This is a genomic window from Rhizobium terrae, from assembly GCF_003425685.1.
Lineage (GTDB): Bacteria > Pseudomonadota > Alphaproteobacteria > Rhizobiales > Rhizobiaceae > Neorhizobium > Neorhizobium terrae.
In genome coordinates, this window is the sequence record NZ_QJKM01000010.1 from 150,877 (window position 1) to 166,393 (window position 15,517).

The window sequence follows — 15,517 nt, forward strand, 5'->3', positions numbered from 1 at the left end:
TTGCGTTCGAACATCAATTCGATCAGTCGACGTCGGCGACGTCCACATCCGGCTTGCCGCTGATTCGATGGGCGAGAGCGGCTTCCATGAATTCGTTCAATTCCCCGTCGAGCACGTCGTCCGGCGCGGTGCTGGCGACGCCGGTGCGCAGGTCCTTCACCAGCTGATAGGGCTGCAGGACGTAGGAACGGATCTGATGTCCCCAGCCGATATCGGTCTTGGACGCGGCTTCGGCATTGGCGGCCTCCTCGCGCTTCTTCAACTCCGCCTCGTACATGCGGGCGCGCAGCATTTCCCAGGCCTTGGCGCGGTTCTTATGCTGCGAGCGCTCCTGCTGGCAGGCGACCACGATGCCGGTCGGGATATGGGTGATGCGCACGGCCGAGTCGGTCGTGTTGACGTGCTGGCCGCCGGCGCCGGACGAACGATAGGTGTCGATGCGGCAGTCGCTTTCGTTGATCTCGATGTTGATCGAGTCGTCGACGACCGGATAGACCCAGATCGACGAGAAGGACGTGTGGCGGCGCGCATTGCTGTCATAGGGCGAGATGCGGACAAGGCGATGCACGCCCGATTCGGTCTTCAGCCAGCCGTAGGCATTGTGGCCCTTGACCAGCATGGTCGCCGACTTGATGCCCGCTTCTTCGCCGTCATGGACTTCCATGAGCTCGACCTTGAAGCCTGAACGCTCGGCCCAGCGGGTGTACATGCGCAGCAGCATGTTCGCCCAGTCCTGGCTTTCCGTGCCGCCGGCGCCGGAATGCACTTCGAGATAGGTGTCGTTGCTGTCGGCCTCACCGGACAGCATGGCCTCGACCTGGCGGCGCCCGGCTTCGGCCTTCAGCGCCTTCAGAGCGTTTTCCGCCTCGGTGACGATCGCCTCGTCGCCCTCTTCCTCGCCAAGCTCGATCAGCTCGATATTGTCGTTGAGCTGGCCTTCCATCGTCTTGACGCCGTTGATGCCGTCTTCGAGCTGCTGGCGCTCACGCATCAGCTTCTGGGCTTCCTGGGCGTCATTCCAGAGGTTCGGATCCTCTGCCTTGTTGTTCAACCAGTCCAGTCGTCTTACCGCCTGGTCCCAGTCAAAGATGCCTCCTCAGCAGGCTTATGGCCTGCTTGATTTCGTCGACTACATTGATGATTTCCGCGCGCATGGCGTTGATTTTCACTCTCTATGTCTGGAATTTAAAGGTGCCGTGGACATAGTTGCATGAGGCCCGGATGTAAAGACCGGGCCTCAGCGGCAACCGCTGCGGCGAAGGATATCAGAAGAGGTTGACGATCAGAAAAGGCAGACGGTCAGAAAAGGCCGGGCATGCCCGAGGTGACGGCCTGCTGCGCCTGCGGGGAATGCGAGAAGATCTGGTCCTGGGTCATGTATTCGCCATCGCCGATGACCTGGAAGACGTCGGCGGGACCGGTGCCGGGCTTGAAGGCCTCGACGATCGTGTTCGGGTCGCCCTCCACCGCACCCATGCCGGTCTTGCGATCGACGGCGATGAGCTGCATGCCTTCCGGCACGTGGAATTTCTCAGCCGGGGTAAGCTTGGCGGCTTCGGCCAGGAACTTGCCAAAGATCGGCGCGGCAAGACCGCTGCCGGTGCCGGCGCGGCCGAGCGGAGTCGGCGTGTCGTAGCCGATATAGAGGCCGGCCACGAGGTTCGGCGTGTAGCCGACGAACCAGGCGTCCTTTTCGTCGTTGGTGGTTCCGGTCTTGCCCGCGACATCGCGATCCTTGACCGGGATCTTGCCGGCAGCCGTGCCGCGGATGACCACGCCCTGCATCATCGAAGTGATCTGGTAGGCCGTCATCGGATCGAGAACCTGTTCGCGGTTGTCGACGATCGTCGGCTCTTCCTGGTTCGACCAGTTGTTGGCGTTGCAGCCGTCGCAGTTGCGTTCCTCGTGGCGGAAGATCGTCTTGCCGTAACGGTCCTGGATGCGGTCGATGACCGTCGGCTTAATCTGCTTGCCGCCATTGGCGAGCACGGCATAGGCCGAGACCATGCGCATGACCGTCGTCTCGCCGGAGCCGAGCGACATGGCCAGCACCGGCAGCATCTTGTCGTAGATGCCGAAGCGCTCGGCATATTCGGCGACCAGTTCCATGCCCATGTCCTGCGCCAGGCGCACGGTCATCTGGTTGCGGGACTTTTCGATGCCGGTGCGCAGCGTCGACGGGCCGCCCGAATCGCCGCCGTAGTTGTCCGGCCGCCAGACCTGACCGCCCGAGACGATCTCGATCGGCGCGTCGAGAATGACCGATGCCGGCGTGTAGCCGTTGTCGAGCGCTGCGGAATAGACGAACGGTTTGAAGGAAGAACCGGGCTGGCGCATCGCCTGGGTGGCGCGGTTGAACTCCGACTGGGCGTAGGAGAAGCCGCCGGCCATGGCGAGAACGCGGCCGGTATTCGGGTCCATCGCGACGAACCCGCCCTGAACCTTCGGCGGCTGGCGCAGGCGGTAGGTCTTGGCCGCCTCGTTGATCGGTTCGACATAAACGACGTCGCCGCGCTTCAGCACGCCGTCGGGAGACTTTGCGGGCTTGCGGGTGTCCGTCGCGTCCCGATAGGCCCATTTCATGTCGTCGGGAGCGATCGTGCCGGCGTCGCGCGCGGCGTCCACCTTGCCGGCCCCGTCGGTCGCAGGCTGCAGGCCGATCGCAACCGATTTCGGCGTCACGTCCGTCACGACGGCGAGCTTCCATTCCGGCACGTCGCGGAGCGCCGGCAGCTTGGCGAGTTCGGGACCCCAGTCTCCCATCATCGCGATCTGCGCAACCGGACCGCGGAAACCGCGCCGCTCGTCATAGTCGAGGAGCCCTTCCTGGAGCACGCGGCGGGCGATGATCTGGAGATCCGGATCGAGCGAGGTGCGGACCGAAAGGCCGCCTTCGTAAAGCGCCTTGTCGCCGTAACGCTCGATGATCTGGCGACGGACTTCCTCCGAAAAATAATCCGAGGCGAAGAGGTGCGTGCCGGTGCGGCGCTGCTTGACGCCGAGCGGCTGTTTCTTGGCGTCGTCGGCGTCGGCCTGAGTGATGTAGCCGTTCTCGGCCATGCGATCGATGACCCAATTGCGGCGCTCGAGTGCCGCCTTTTCGCGCCGGAAGGGATGATAGTTGGCCGGACCTTTCGGGAGCGCTGCAAGATAGGCCGCTTCCGCCGTCGTCAGTTCCGTCACCGACTTGTCGAAATACGTCAGCGCCGCGCCGGCGATGCCATAGGAATTCAGGCCGAAGAAGATCTCGTTCAGGTAAAGTTCGAGGATCTTGTCCTTGGAATAGGTCTGCTCGATGCGGAAGGAGAGGATCGCTTCCTTGACCTTGCGGTCGATCGTCTGGTCGGCGGTCAGCAGGAAGTTCTTCGCCACCTGCTGGGTGATGGTTGACGCACCCTCCGGGCGGCGGCCGGAGCCGAGATTCTGGAGATTGGAAAGAACCGCGCGGCCGAGGCCGGTAATGTCGACGCCCGGATGATTGTAGAAATTCTTGTCTTCGGCCGAAAGGAACGCGGCCTTGACCCGGTCGGGCACGGCCTGGATGGGCAGGAACAGGCGCCGTTCGCGGGCATATTCGGCCATCAGCGCGCCATTGCCCGCATGAACCCGGGTTGCGACCGGCGGCTCGTAGGAAGCAAGCACCTCGTAGTTCGGCAGATCCTTGGTCATTCCGGCAAGGTATATGCCCAAGCCGGCAGCCACGACCAGAAACAGGACGCAGGCCAATCCAAAGAGGTAACCAATCAATCTGATCATATCTGAGCTACCGTTAGAGCTTCCATTCGGCGCATGAAAAACACCATCGCATGATTTGACGCGTTTTGCACGGTGATTGCAGCAGCGCAAGGAGGAAGCGGATCAATCGTCCGTCATCCAATGCACCGCCCATCCCACCGAGTAACCGCCCGAATGTGAGTAAAATAGGGCTCGGCGCCCCGATTTACGCCTCACCACCCGACCTGCACGAATTCATCCGAAACCTGTAGCGCGCGGGCCACGCAAAAGCGCGTCATCAATCGCCGCTTGCCTGAGCCCGATCGCGATAGCGCCGCACGGCATCGGCGATGCGTTCCGTCACCTTGGTCCGCCAGGCGTCGTCCAGCAGCAGTTTTTCGTCCTCCGCGTTGGACAGGAATCCGAGCTCCAGAAGGACGGACGGAATGTCCGGCGCGCGAAGCACCTGGAAACCGGCATAACGATGGGGGTTGTTGATGAGCCCCACCTGCCCCTCGAAGGATTCGACCACATTGGTGGCGAGCGCGATCGAAAAAGCCTGCGTCTCGCGCCGGGCCAGGTCCAGCAGGATGTCGGCCACTTCAGGCGGGCCGCTCTGGATGCTGAAACCGGCAAGCTCGTCGGACAGATTTTCACGCGCGGCGAGATTTTCGGCCATGCGGTCGGAGGCCTTGTCCGAGAGTGTATAGACCGTCGCGCCGCGGATGTCCTTCTGGCCGAGCGTATCGGCGTGCAGCGAGATGAAAAGGTCGGCGTGCTGCTGACGGGCGATCGTCACGCGCTCGGAGAGCGACAGGAACGTATCGTCATCACGCGTAAGGAAGGCCTTTACGCCGTTGATCCTGTTCAACCTGTCGGCGAGAATCTTGGCGAAGGTGAGCGTGATCGTCTTTTCGGGGGTCTTGCTCGCCGCGCCCATCGCGCCGACATCGATCCCGCCGTGGCCGGCGTCGACCGCGACGGTGAAGACGTTGTCCTGTGTCGCGGCGGCCAGCGGGTCCGGCGCAGCAACCGCCGGCTTCGACCAGCTCTGCGTCTTCACCAGCTCGGCAAAGACTTCCCTGGAAGCCATTTCGGCATCCAGGACAAGGCGATAGCTGCCATTGTCGTTCGGCTGCACCTCGGCAAGCAAAAGCTTCACCGGCTTCTTGGCCGTCAGCACGATCCGGGCGCTCGTCTCATCCATCGTGCCGTAGCGGATGTCCTTGAAGAGGCCGCGTGCGCCCAGATCCTCCGCCGGGAAACCGAAGGCCGTGGCGGGCAGATCGACGATCACCCGTTCCGGCGCAGCCACGTAATGTACGGAAAATTCCGGCTTCTTCTCGAAATCTATGACGATCCGGGTGCGTGCGTCGTCGCCGGCAACCCGTGCGCCGAAGGCAAGCAGGGGCTGTTTCGTGGCACCCGGGGACACCGCGGGAGCGGACGTGACACCACCGCCGAGCAGCAGCAGAACGGCAGCGATTCGCGCAAAAAGGCGCGCCGCACCCGTGACAAAGGCTTTAGCCGCGTCCGCCTCAACACCCGCGCTCAAACCAAAACTCGCATCAAAAGCCCCGCCGAATGCCAGAAACTCGCTGCCAAAGTGCCTGTTCTAAAGCCATTTGCACTGAAAAAGAAGCGAATCATCCGCCCGATCCTTGCCATCCATAAGCCGCGTAATTCCATCCAGAATATGGCAAACTTGGCTTTTCCCTTGCTATTGTGACAGATAAACCATACAACGCGGACGAGGGTTAAAGTGTTGACGGGATAGTCTGCCGATAGGCAGCCAGCCTCGATTGGACCTGGCGCCGAAGACCGACAGTCATCCGCCGTCGCTACACTTTTTCCTGATACTCGATCCAATCCGGCGGTGGCCGGAAACAGTCCGGGTGGCGCGCCACCCATCGCTCAGTGGAGCAAATTCATCGGGCCCTCGAGGGCCTTTGGTATCGTCATTCTCGTTTGGTCTTTAATGTTGCGGCACATTTTTCAGAACCCGGAAGGATCGAGGGAGCTCCAAGCCCCGTCATCGTTCCGGTTGCCGTCACAGTCGCGCCGAACGGGAACATCTTTATCCGGCGCAGCGACCATATCGCATGACGGGTCTGTTCTTACGGCAGACTTTCCTGCACGTCCCCGGCGGCGCCGAGGAGCAGAATTTCAATGGCAGACAAAATGCTTATCGACGCGTCTCATGAAGAGGAGACGCGGGTAGTCGTCGTTCGCGGTAACCGGATCGAGGAATTCGATTTCGAATCGCAGCATAAGAAACAGATACGCGGCAACATTTATCTGGCGAAGGTGACGAGGGTCGAACCCTCCCTGCAGGCGGCGTTCGTCGATTACGGCGGCAATCGCCACGGTTTCCTCGCTTTCGCGGAAATCCACCCCGACTATTACCAGATCCCGCTCGCCGACCGTCAGGCGCTGATGCAGCAGGAGGCGGAAGACCAGCGCAAGATCGCCGAGGCGGAAGCCGCCGATCCGATCGTTGATCTGGCCAACGAAGAGCAGCCGGATATCGGCATAGCTTCCACCCCGCTCCCGGCGACCGAGCCGGTGAGCGAGGCCGGTTCGGAAGCAGCCGAGGCCAGCCCCGCCGAAGTGGCGGCCGTCGAGGAAGCCGAAAAGCCGAAGGCCAAGCCGAAACGCTCGCGCTCCCGCAAGAAGCCGACGGAAGTCGCGGCGGAAGAAACGGCGGAGGCCCCGGAAGCGGAAGCCCCCTCCTCCGATACCAGCGACGACGAAGGTTCGACGCCCGGCGAGATGGCCGCGATGGTCGATACCGATTCGATCTCGGAAGACGTCGAGGCCCGCCGCCGTCACGACGACGACGATGACGACGACGATGACGATCACGGCGAAAAGGAAGTGATCGAATCCGTGGGCGCCGAAGACGCGATGGAAGAGGTTCCCGACCGCGTCGTGCGCAAGCCGCGCAAGCAGTACCGCATCCAGGAAGTCATCAAGCGCCGCCAGATCCTGCTCGTGCAGGTCGCCAAGGAAGAACGCGGCAACAAGGGCGCGGCTCTCACCACCTATCTGTCGCTCGCCGGCCGCTATTCGGTGCTGATGCCGAATACCGCACGCGGCGGCGGCATTTCCCGCAAGATCACCCAGCCGCAGGACCGCAAGCGCCTCAAGGAGATTGCCCGCGAGCTCGACGTGCCGCAGGGCATGGGCGTCATCCTGCGCACCGCCGGCGCCAACCGCACCCGCGTCGAAATCAAGCGCGACTTCGAATACCTGATGCGCCTGTGGGAAAACGTCCGCACGCTGACGCTGAGCTCGACGGCCCCGACCCTCGTCTACGAGGAAGGCTCGCTGATCAAGCGTTCGATCCGCGACCTCTACAACAAGGATATCGGCGAGATCATCGTGTCCGGCGAAGAAGGCTATCGTGAAGCGAAAGACTTCATGAAGATGCTGATGCCGAGCCACGCCAAGGTGGTACAGCCCTATCGCGACCTGCACCCGATCTTCTCGCGCTCCGGCATCGAGGCGCAGCTCGACCGCATGCTGCAGCCGCAGGTAACGCTGAAGTCCGGCGGCTACCTGATCATCAACCAGACCGAAGCGCTGGTCGCCATCGACGTCAACTCCGGCCGCTCGACCCGCGAACACTCGATCGAAGAGACCGCGCTCCAGACGAACCTCGAAGCAGCCGAGGAAGTCGCACGCCAGCTTCGCCTGCGCGACCTTGCCGGCCTGATCGTTATCGACTTCATCGACATGGAAGAAAAGCGCAACAACCGCGCCGTCGAAAAGAAGCTGAAGGATTGCCTGAAGAACGACCGCGCCCGTATCCAGGTCGGCCGCATCTCGCATTTCGGTCTCTTGGAAATGTCGCGCCAGCGTATTCGCGCTTCGGTTTTGGAATCGACGACGCAGATCTGCTCGCATTGCGGCGGCACCGGCCATGTGCGTTCGCAGTCGTCGGTCGCCCTGCACGTGCTGCGCGGCATCGAGGAATATCTCCTCAAGAACACCACGCATGACATCACCGTGCGCACGACGCCGGATATCGCGCTCTATCTCCTGAACCACAAGCGCGGCAGCGTCGTCGATTACGAAAACCGCTTCGGCGTCTCGATCTTCATCGAATCGGATGTCAGCATCGGCTCCAGCCACTTCGCGATCGATCGCGGCGAGCCGGTCGAAAACCCGGTCAAGATCGAAAGCCTGATGCAGTTCGCAGCCCTTCCCGTGGAGGACGAGGATGACGACGTCATCATCGAGGCCGACGAGGAGGAAGAGGAGGAATCTGTCGCCTCGCAGCCGCAGCAGGCTGCCCAGGATCGCGCCCAGGGCGATGAGAACGGTCGTAAGCGCAAGCGCCGCCGCCGCCGCCGCAACCGCGGCGAACGTGGCGGAGACGGCCAGGCTGCACAGGCCGGCAATGACGACATGGCCGAAGGCGACGAGGACGGCGACGAAGGCGAGGACGATGTATCCAATGCCGGCGAAGCCACCGAGGCGGCAGTAGCCGAAGTATCCGACTCCGAAGAGAGCAATCGCCGCAAGCGCCGCCGGCGCGGCAAGCGTGGCGGCCGCCGCAATCGCAACGGCGAAGACGGCCAGGAGCTGAACGCTTCCGGCGAAGCCGAAGAGGGCGGTGACGAGGACGGCGATGAAGGAGACGCGGCAGCCGCTGACGCGGAAGCTGCCGAAAGCGTCGCTGTCGAGGCCGTTGTCGAAACCGCCGAAGCGCCAGCCGAACCGGCAGAACAGCCGGCTGCGAAGCCGCGCCGTTCGCGCCGCGGCAAGGCTGCGGCCGCAACTGAAGACGTTCCCGCCGCCGAGGCACCCGCTTCCGCGGAAACTGCTCCGGTCGAGGCTGTGGTCGAACAGGTCGAAGCGGCACTTGGCGAGGCGCCCGCAGCGGTGGAGGATGCAGCGGCTGAAGAGCCGGCCGCCACCGAGGCTGCCGCTCAGTCCACCGAGGACGCCAAACCGGTTCGCGCCAACCGGGCATCGAACATCTCGTCTTCGACCGAAGCAGTCGTAAAGAGCTCCGAGCCGTCTTCGGCTGCTCCTGAGGGTGACGGCGAGCCGCCGAAGCCCAAAAAGGCCGGCTGGTGGCAGCGCCGCGGCTTCTTCTGAGCCGAAACGAAACCTGTGAAGCGAAACGGCCGTGTTCGACGCGGCCGTTTTCGTTTGCGCGTGGCGCCCATCGGTGAGATTCCGGTTGAAGAGCCTGACAGGCGGATTCCGCCAAGGCCGGCAGCCTGTTGAAAAGAGATCCTTTTCCCGATCGGCATGTCGCCCATACGCAGTTGTGAAGTGCGATCAACCGATCGGCAATGAATTTGCGGTTTCGCCAGAGGCCCGACTGGCTTACTTTGGGCACAAACGGACATGATGGTGTGCGGGATTCGCACCCGATCTCAAGAGGATATGGATGAGCCGCCTTCTCAAGACACTGACCGCCGGCACGATGCTGGCACTGGTATTTTCCGCCGCCGCTCCGGCTGTCGCGCTGGACGACCAGCAGAAGAAGGAGATGGGCGCCTTCATCCGCGATTATCTTCTGCAGAACCCGGAAATATTGCTGGAGGTGCAGGATGCGCTCCAGGCCAAGCAGCAGAGCGAACGGGACCAGCAGTCGACCAAGGCGATCGCGCAGAACAAGGAAAAGATCTTCTCCTCGCCGACCGACATTACGCTCGGCAATCCGAAGGGCGACGTTACCGTGGTCGAGTTCTTCGACTACAATTGCGGTTTCTGCAAACGTGCCCTGTCCGACATGGAAAACATCATCGCCAAGGACAAGAACATCCGCTTCGTCCTGAAGGAGTTCCCGATCCTCGGTCCTGATTCCGTTGCGGCCCACCGCGTGGCCGATGCGGTGCGCATTGTCGCGCCAAAAAGCTATGGCGAGTTCCACAGCACGCTCATGCGCCAAGCGCACGCTTCCGAGGCCAGCGCAATGGCAGTTGCCACATCGCTCGGCATCAGCGACGCGGCAATCCGCAAATCTATGGCCGAGAACCCGAACGACGACGTGGTCAAGCAGGCCTACGATCTTGCCAACGCGATCGGCATCACCGGCACGCCGACCTACATCGTCGGCGACGAGGCGGTGTTTGGCGCGCAGGGGCTCGACGTCCTCGTGCCGAAGATCGCCAATGTCCGCGCCTGCGGAAAGGCGACCTGCTGAGGCGGCGACCTGCCGAGGTCCCTGAGCCTCTGCCGGGTGCAAACGAGAGACGCCCTCCCCGCCGGTTCGCCACCCGACGTCGGGCCGCGCCATGAAGCTCCATGCGCGGCTTTCAGCGTGCCGGGGGCTTTTCCTCGGCGCCTCACCGGTCTATAGGTGGCCGCTGAATTTCTGGTTGGAACAATAGATCACTGATGAGCAAGACGGTCTTCGTCCTCAATGGACCGAACCTCAATATGCTGGGAAAACGCGAACCTGGCATCTATGGCGGCCAAACCCTGAAGGATGTCGAGGAAGCCTGCATCGCCGCCGGCCGGGAACTCGGCCTGACGATCGACTTCCGCCAGAGCAATCACGAAGGCACGCTGATCGACTGGATTCACGAAGCCGGCGAAAAAGCCCTCGGCGTCGCGATCAACGCGGGCGCCTACACGCATACCTCGATCGCCCTGCATGACGCCATCAAGGCGATCTCCGTGCCGGTGGTCGAGCTTCATATCTCGAATGTCCATGCACGGGAGGAATTCCGTCATCATTCCATGATCGCACCGGCGGTGAAGGGTGTGATCTGCGGCTTTGGCACCCAGAGCTACATTCTGGCGCTGCATGCCTTGAAATCCGCTACCGCCTGACAAGATAAACAGAACAACAGGATTTGCCATGTCTGAGAAGAAGAACGGGATCGACAAGGGACTGATCCGCGACCTCGCGAACATCCTCAACGATACCGACCTCACCGAGATCGAAGTCGAGCAGGACGACCTGCGCATCCGCGTCTCGCGTGCCGGCACCCCCCAGTATGTCCAGGCACCGATCGCACCCGCCTTTGCGCCGGCTGCTTCCGCCGCGGCCGCTGTTCCCGTTGCCGTGGCCGCACCGGCCGCAGCCGCCGACAATAAAAATGCCGTCACGGCGCCCATGGTCGGCACGATCTACCTCGCCCCTGCTCCGGGTTCGCGTGCCTTCATCGAGGTTGGCGCCACCGTCAAGGAAGGCCAGACGCTGCTGATCATCGAGGCCATGAAGACGATGAACCAGATTCCGTCGCCGCGCTCCGGCAAAGTCACGGAAATCCTGGTCAACGACGCTCAGCCCGTCGAATACGGCCAGCCACTCGTTATCATCGAGTAAGGCCCATGATTTCCAAGATCCTCATAGCCAACCGCGGCGAGATCGCGCTTCGCGTGTTGCGGGCCTGCAAGGAGCTCGGTATCGCAACCGTCGCGGTCCACTCCACGGCGGATGCCGACGCCATGCATGTGCGGCTTGCCGACGAAAGCGTCTGCATCGGTCCCCCGCCCTCGCGCGAAAGCTATCTCAACATCCACCAGATCGTCGCGGCCTGCGAGATCACCGGCGCCGACGCCGTGCATCCGGGCTACGGCTTCCTGTCGGAAAACGCCAAGTTCGCCGATATTCTGGAAGCGCACGGGATCACCTTCATCGGACCGACCGCCGAGCATATCCGGTTGATGGGCGACAAGATCACCGCCAAACAGACGGCCGAGGGGCTCGGCATTCCGGTTGTTCCGGGCTCGGACGGCGAAGTGACGCCGGAGAACGCACTTGAGACCGCCCGTCAGATCGGCTTCCCGGTTCTGATCAAGGCAACGGCCGGCGGCGGCGGACGCGGCATGAAGGTCGCCAAGACCGAGGCCGACCTTGAAGAAGCGCTGAACACGGCGCGCTCCGAGGCGGCGGCCGCATTCGGCAACCCTGCCGTCTACATGGAAAAATATCTCGGCAAGCCGCGCCATATCGAAATTCAGGTGGTCGGCGACGGCGAAGGCAATGCGATCCATCTCGGCGAACGCGACTGCTCTTTGCAGCGCCGCCACCAGAAGGTCTGGGAAGAGGCAAATTCCCCTGCCCTCAATGTCGATCAGCGCATGGAGATCGGCCAGGTCTGCGCCGACGCCATGAAAAAGATGAAATACCGCGGCGCCGGCACGATCGAGTTCCTCTACGAAAACGGCGAGTTCTATTTCATCGAGATGAACACCCGCCTGCAGGTCGAGCATCCGATCACCGAGGCGATCACAGGCATCGACCTCGTGCACGAGCAGATCCGCGTCGCATCCGGTGGTGGCCTTTCGGTCAGCCAAGAAGACATCGTCTTCCAGGGCCATGCCATCGAATGCCGCATCAATGCCGAGGACCCGCGCACCTTCGTGCCCTCGCCCGGCACGATCACGCATTTTCATGCGCCGGGCGGTCTTGGCGTGCGCGTCGATTCGGGCGCCTATGCGGGCTATAAGATCCCGCCCTATTACGACAGCCTGATCGGCAAGCTGATCGTGCACGGACGCACCCGCGTCGAATGCATGATGCGTCTGCGCCGCGTGCTGGACGAGTTCGTGGTGGACGGCATCAAGACGACGCTGCCGCTCTTCCAGGATCTCGTGGACAATCCGGACATCGCCAACGGCGACTACGACATCCATTGGCTGGAACATTATCTGGCCGGGGACAAAACACACTAGAAGGGTTTGAATGGCAGGGCGGCGCGGCAGATATTACCCGGCGATCACACCGGAAATCCTGTTGCGCGCCTATTCCATAGGCCTTTTTCCGATGGCGGAATCCGCCGATGACCCGGAAATCTTTTGGGTCGAACCGGAAGTGCGCGGCATCCTGCCGCTCGAGGCATTTCATGTTTCGAAAAGCCTTGCCAAGACGATCCGCAAGAAGCCTTTCGACATCCGTTTCGACAGCGCGTTCGAGCAGGTGATCGCGCTCTGCGCCGAGCCGGCCGAAGACCGGCCGAGCACCTGGATCAATTCCACCATCCGCAAGCTCTACATCGAACTTCACCGTATGGGACATGCCCACAGCGTCGAAGCCTTCGAAGGTGACGAACTGGTGGGAGGGCTTTATGGCGTCTCGCTCGGTTCGGCCTTCTTCGGCGAAAGCATGGTTTCAAGGCGCACGGATGCCTCGAAGATTTGCCTCGTGCAGCTGGTCGAGCGTCTGCGTGCGCGGGGCTTTACGCTGCTCGATACGCAGTTCACCACCGAACACCTGAAGACGTTCGGTGCAATCGATATTCCGAAGGACGAGTATCTGGCGCTTCTGAGGCCGGCCGTCGACCTGCCGCACCGGCAGTTCTGACCGATCAGTTCGTCGCCTTGGGGGCCGGCACGTCGGAGCTTTGCTTGCAGCCCGTCAGCCAGACGTCATAGATCGGATGCTCGACGGCGTTGAGGCCAGGGCTGTCGGCGAACATCCAGCCGGTGAAGATGCGGCGTATCTTGCGGTCGAGCGTGATTTCGTCAACCTCGACAAAACCATCGATCTTCTGCGCTTCGGTATCATCGCGCGAATAACAGATCTTGGGCGTCACCTGCAGCGCACCGTATTGAACGGTCTCATTGACATAGACGTCGAAGGTCGTGATGCGGCCGGTGATCTTGTCGATGCCCTTGAAGACGGCGACGGGATTGGCAATACGGGCGGCCGAAGCGCCCTCCGCCGCAAACACCAAAGACAACGCGATCAACGCGCCGACAATTCGCTTGCGTGGAAAAACCGTCATCAATCCCATTAATGCTTCCCGTCTCGACAACTCGCGTCGGGGTCGAGACCTAGAGGTCGATTATGGCCAAAACAGGTGCCACAAGGCGGTTAGTTGCCTGGCGTCCAGGCGTCGTAATCGCCGGTGACGCGGGGGCGTTCGCCGGTCGCAGCCAAGGAACCCTGCGGGCGATAGGCGAAAGCCGTGCCGGTCAAGTTTTCCTTGTGCGGCTTTTGCCATTCGCGCTGCTTGTAATCTTCCTTCGACGGCGGAACGTCGGTGCGGTAATGCATCCAGCCGTGCCAACCTGGCGTGATCGCCGAGGCTTCCGCGTAGTTCTTGTAGACCACCCAGCGCTTGGGCTTGCCCCAGGACGTCATTGGGCCTTCGTAATAGACATTGCCCAATTCGTCCTCACCGACTTTCTTGCCGAAGCGCCAAGTGAAGAACCGCGTACCGATCGTCTGTCCGTTCCACCAGGTGAAGATCTGCAGCAGGAGGTTTTTCATGGATGTTCCATCGGCTTAAAAAGCAGGTTGGGCAAACAGCAGGCCAAAGACATGGCCGATCCGCTTATGCCGCCTGAAAGGCCCGATGTCCAGTGATTCCCGTTGTCGCACACTTCATTTGAGCTTCATCTTGAAGCCGAAATGGCTTTTGGCAAAACCGAGTCGTTCATAGAAACGATGCGCGTCCGTGCGAACCGCGTTGGACATCAGCTGAATGAGGCGGCAGTCCCGCCGTTTCGCCTCTTCGACGGCATAGGCGATCATCTTTGCGCCGATCCCCTTGCTGCGCATGTCGGAGCGCGTCTGCACCGCCTCGATGATCATCGAGAGCGCCCCCCTGCCCGTGAGAGCCCGGGTGAACACGATCTCGAAGGTGCCGACCACTTCGCCTTCGACTTCCGCAACGAAAAGCTGCTCGTTCTGCGAGGCTTCGATCACGTTGAAAGCACGCAGATAATCCTCATAGGCCGCCTCGTCCGTCGTATCGCCGTGACCGCCTGCATCGTCCGCGGCAAAAAGGGCGATCAAGGCGGGAAGATCGGTGTCTCGCGCCCGGCGGATCAGCGGATTATCCGTCATCTGTTTTCCTTTCCGGCAAGAATCGGCAATGATCGACGAAGGGACCTTAGAGGGGTTGGGTCATGGGACAAAGACTTGGCATGGTTTTATTCGCGATCGTCATGGCAATCTGGCCCATGGCGGCGATGGCGGAGGGGCGGAGCGCGGTCGGCTTTTCCCAGGCGCCGGAAATGAGCAGCGGCGTCTGCTTTGCGTCATCGATCCGCAAGGCGCTCGATTGTGCCAAGAAGAAATGCATCAAGGAAGGCGGCACTGCCGAAGATTGCCTCGAAACAACGGCCTGCTTCCCGGCCGGCTGGAGCATCGACATTTTCGCGCAATCCAAAGAAGGTCCGCATTGGCACGAGACCTTCTGCGGCTTCGACAGCAAGGAGGCCGCCATCCAGGCCTCGAAATCCGTCTGCAACATGAAGCGCCGCAAGGAGCTGATGGAGTGCAGCCTAGTGATGATCTACAACGAGGACGGCAAGGAATTCGAGCCGCCAGCCCAATGATAACGGCCAAGCGGCAGGCAAACGTCAGACGGCCAGCCGTTTTTCCATGATGACCGCCGGTAGGCCGGAATTGGGAGCGCCCCACTCTTCCATGCGATCGACCTCTGAAAACCCGAGCCGCTCGTAGAAAGAAATTGCCCTGATATTCTGCAGCGCCACTTCGACCCGCATGATCTCCGCATCCGGAAAACAGGTCTCGATCTCGGCAAAGATATCCCGCCCGATGCCTTCGTTCTGGCAGGACGGTTTTATGTAGAGTTGGTGCAGCATGGCCGTCTTCGCCATTTTCGGATACATGGCAGCATAACCGATCCCGCCGATCTCCCTGCCGTTGTCAGCCACCAGGAATTCGCCTTCCTTCTTCAGGATACGGGCACGGATCGCCCCCGGCGAATGCCAGCCGCTCACCATGCGCGCGACTTTATCGGCTCCGTAGAACGGGTCGTAGGTGGCGTGAAACGTCTCCGCAAGAAGGGTGCGGATCTTTTCCACGTCCTCCTCGCCGGCGGTGCGGACGAAATAGACCAAAGCTTTCTCCTTG

15 protein-coding genes are annotated in these 15,517 nt (G+C 61.7%); 8 read left to right on the plus strand and 7 right to left on the minus strand.

Annotation, left to right across the window (positions count from 1 at the left end; genetic code table 11):
- Positions 1-22: 22 nt before the first annotated feature.
- The 3 genes from prfB to DMO26_RS19845 form a co-directional block, all read right to left on the minus strand.
- Positions 23-1,154, minus strand: a protein-coding gene (gene prfB, locus DMO26_RS19835; RefSeq protein ID WP_117193901.1) for a peptide chain release factor 2 whose coding sequence is annotated in 2 segments (ribosomal slippage) — positions 23-1,084 and positions 1,086-1,154 — 1,131 coding nt in all. Because the reading frame shifts where the segments join, the coding sequence is not laid out codon by codon here.
- Positions 1,155-1,299: 145 nt separating this feature from the next.
- On the minus strand, positions 1,300-3,756 hold the full coding sequence (locus tag DMO26_RS19840) for a penicillin-binding protein 1A (RefSeq protein WP_117193902.1): 2,457 nt from the start codon (positions 3,754-3,756) through the stop codon (positions 1,300-1,302).
- A gap of 256 nt (positions 3,757-4,012) precedes the next feature.
- Entirely contained in the window at positions 4,013-5,149 is a 1,137-nt protein-coding gene (locus DMO26_RS19845; RefSeq protein WP_226951365.1) for an N-acetylmuramoyl-L-alanine amidase, read from the minus strand.
- On the opposite strand from DMO26_RS19845, the gene DMO26_RS34435 reads away from it, so the two are divergent.
- From DMO26_RS34435 to aat, 7 genes are all read left to right on the plus strand, one after another.
- A complete protein-coding gene (locus tag DMO26_RS34435) occupies positions 5,033-5,443 on the plus strand; it encodes a hypothetical protein (protein WP_226951369.1) in 411 nt (136 codons plus the stop codon). The genes DMO26_RS19845 and DMO26_RS34435 overlap by 117 nt on opposite strands.
- A gap of 440 nt (positions 5,444-5,883) precedes the next feature.
- The gene (locus DMO26_RS19850; RefSeq protein ID WP_117193904.1) at positions 5,884-8,823 is read left to right on the plus strand and encodes an Rne/Rng family ribonuclease; all 2,940 of its coding nucleotides are present in this window, start codon (positions 5,884-5,886) and stop codon (positions 8,821-8,823) included.
- A gap of 298 nt (positions 8,824-9,121) precedes the next feature.
- On the plus strand, positions 9,122-9,880 hold the full coding sequence (locus tag DMO26_RS19855; RefSeq protein WP_117193905.1) for a DsbA family protein: 759 nt from the start codon (positions 9,122-9,124) through the stop codon (positions 9,878-9,880).
- Between the two features lie 194 nt (positions 9,881-10,074).
- Positions 10,075-10,512: a type II 3-dehydroquinate dehydratase gene (aroQ, locus tag DMO26_RS19860; RefSeq protein WP_117193906.1), complete on the plus strand. Its 438-nt coding sequence runs from the start codon at positions 10,075-10,077 to the stop codon at positions 10,510-10,512.
- A 28-nt stretch (positions 10,513-10,540) separates the two neighbouring features.
- Complete coding sequence (accB, locus tag DMO26_RS19865; RefSeq protein WP_117193907.1) at positions 10,541-11,011, plus strand: acetyl-CoA carboxylase biotin carboxyl carrier protein; 471 nt, start codon at positions 10,541-10,543, stop codon at positions 11,009-11,011.
- Between the two features lie 5 nt (positions 11,012-11,016).
- Positions 11,017-12,363: an acetyl-CoA carboxylase biotin carboxylase subunit gene (accC, locus tag DMO26_RS19870; RefSeq protein WP_117193908.1), complete on the plus strand. Its 1,347-nt coding sequence runs from the start codon at positions 11,017-11,019 to the stop codon at positions 12,361-12,363.
- Between the two features lie 10 nt (positions 12,364-12,373).
- A complete protein-coding gene (aat, locus tag DMO26_RS19875) occupies positions 12,374-12,991 on the plus strand; it encodes a leucyl/phenylalanyl-tRNA--protein transferase (RefSeq protein ID WP_117193909.1) in 618 nt (205 codons plus the stop codon).
- A 4-nt stretch (positions 12,992-12,995) separates the two neighbouring features.
- Here the strand turns inward: aat and DMO26_RS19880 are convergent, their stop codons facing one another.
- The 3 genes from DMO26_RS19880 to DMO26_RS19890 all read right to left on the minus strand — a co-directional run bounded on the left by DMO26_RS19880 (position 12,996) and on the right by DMO26_RS19890 (position 14,482).
- Positions 12,996-13,415, minus strand: a complete 420-nt coding sequence (locus DMO26_RS19880) for a DUF2155 domain-containing protein (RefSeq protein WP_205421244.1) — start codon at positions 13,413-13,415, stop codon at positions 12,996-12,998.
- Between the two features lie 89 nt (positions 13,416-13,504).
- The gene (locus DMO26_RS19885; RefSeq protein ID WP_117193911.1) at positions 13,505-13,903 is read right to left on the minus strand and encodes an NADH:ubiquinone oxidoreductase subunit NDUFA12; all 399 of its coding nucleotides are present in this window, start codon (positions 13,901-13,903) and stop codon (positions 13,505-13,507) included.
- Positions 13,904-14,017: 114 nt separating this feature from the next.
- Positions 14,018-14,482, minus strand: coding sequence for a GNAT family N-acetyltransferase (locus DMO26_RS19890; RefSeq protein ID WP_117193912.1), 465 nt, complete (start codon positions 14,480-14,482; stop codon positions 14,018-14,020).
- A 62-nt stretch (positions 14,483-14,544) separates the two neighbouring features.
- On the opposite strand from DMO26_RS19890, the gene DMO26_RS19895 reads away from it, so the two are divergent.
- A complete protein-coding gene (locus tag DMO26_RS19895) occupies positions 14,545-14,976 on the plus strand; it encodes a hypothetical protein (RefSeq protein WP_162894986.1) in 432 nt (143 codons plus the stop codon).
- A gap of 24 nt (positions 14,977-15,000) precedes the next feature.
- Here DMO26_RS19895 and DMO26_RS19900 read toward each other — a convergent pair whose 3' ends face one another.
- Positions 15,001-15,504 (minus strand): GNAT family N-acetyltransferase, encoded by a 504-nt coding sequence (locus DMO26_RS19900; RefSeq protein WP_117193914.1) that lies wholly within the window; start codon positions 15,502-15,504, stop codon positions 15,001-15,003.
- Between the last annotated feature and the right edge of the window lie 13 nt (positions 15,505-15,517).

Coding starts and splice junctions, on each gene's coding strand:
- DMO26_RS19840 (WP_117193902.1), bottom strand. CDS start 3,756: ATGATCAGATTGATTGGTTACCTCTTTGGATTGGCCTGCGTCCTGTTT.
- DMO26_RS34435 (WP_226951369.1), top strand. CDS start 5,033: ATGTACGGAAAATTCCGGCTTCTTCTCGAAATCTATGACGATCCGGGT.
- DMO26_RS19850 (WP_117193904.1), top strand. CDS start 5,884: ATGGCAGACAAAATGCTTATCGACGCGTCTCATGAAGAGGAGACGCGG.
- DMO26_RS19855 (WP_117193905.1), top strand. CDS start 9,122: ATGAGCCGCCTTCTCAAGACACTGACCGCCGGCACGATGCTGGCACTG.
- aroQ (WP_117193906.1), top strand. CDS start 10,075: ATGAGCAAGACGGTCTTCGTCCTCAATGGACCGAACCTCAATATGCTG.
- accB (WP_117193907.1), top strand. CDS start 10,541: ATGTCTGAGAAGAAGAACGGGATCGACAAGGGACTGATCCGCGACCTC.
- accC (WP_117193908.1), top strand. CDS start 11,017: ATGATTTCCAAGATCCTCATAGCCAACCGCGGCGAGATCGCGCTTCGC.
- aat (WP_117193909.1), top strand. CDS start 12,374: ATGGCAGGGCGGCGCGGCAGATATTACCCGGCGATCACACCGGAAATC.
- DMO26_RS19880 (WP_205421244.1), bottom strand. CDS start 13,415: ATGACGGTTTTTCCACGCAAGCGAATTGTCGGCGCGTTGATCGCGTTG.
- DMO26_RS19885 (WP_117193911.1), bottom strand. CDS start 13,903: ATGAAAAACCTCCTGCTGCAGATCTTCACCTGGTGGAACGGACAGACG.
- DMO26_RS19890 (WP_117193912.1), bottom strand. CDS start 14,482: ATGACGGATAATCCGCTGATCCGCCGGGCGCGAGACACCGATCTTCCC.
- DMO26_RS19895 (WP_162894986.1), top strand. CDS start 14,545: ATGGGACAAAGACTTGGCATGGTTTTATTCGCGATCGTCATGGCAATC.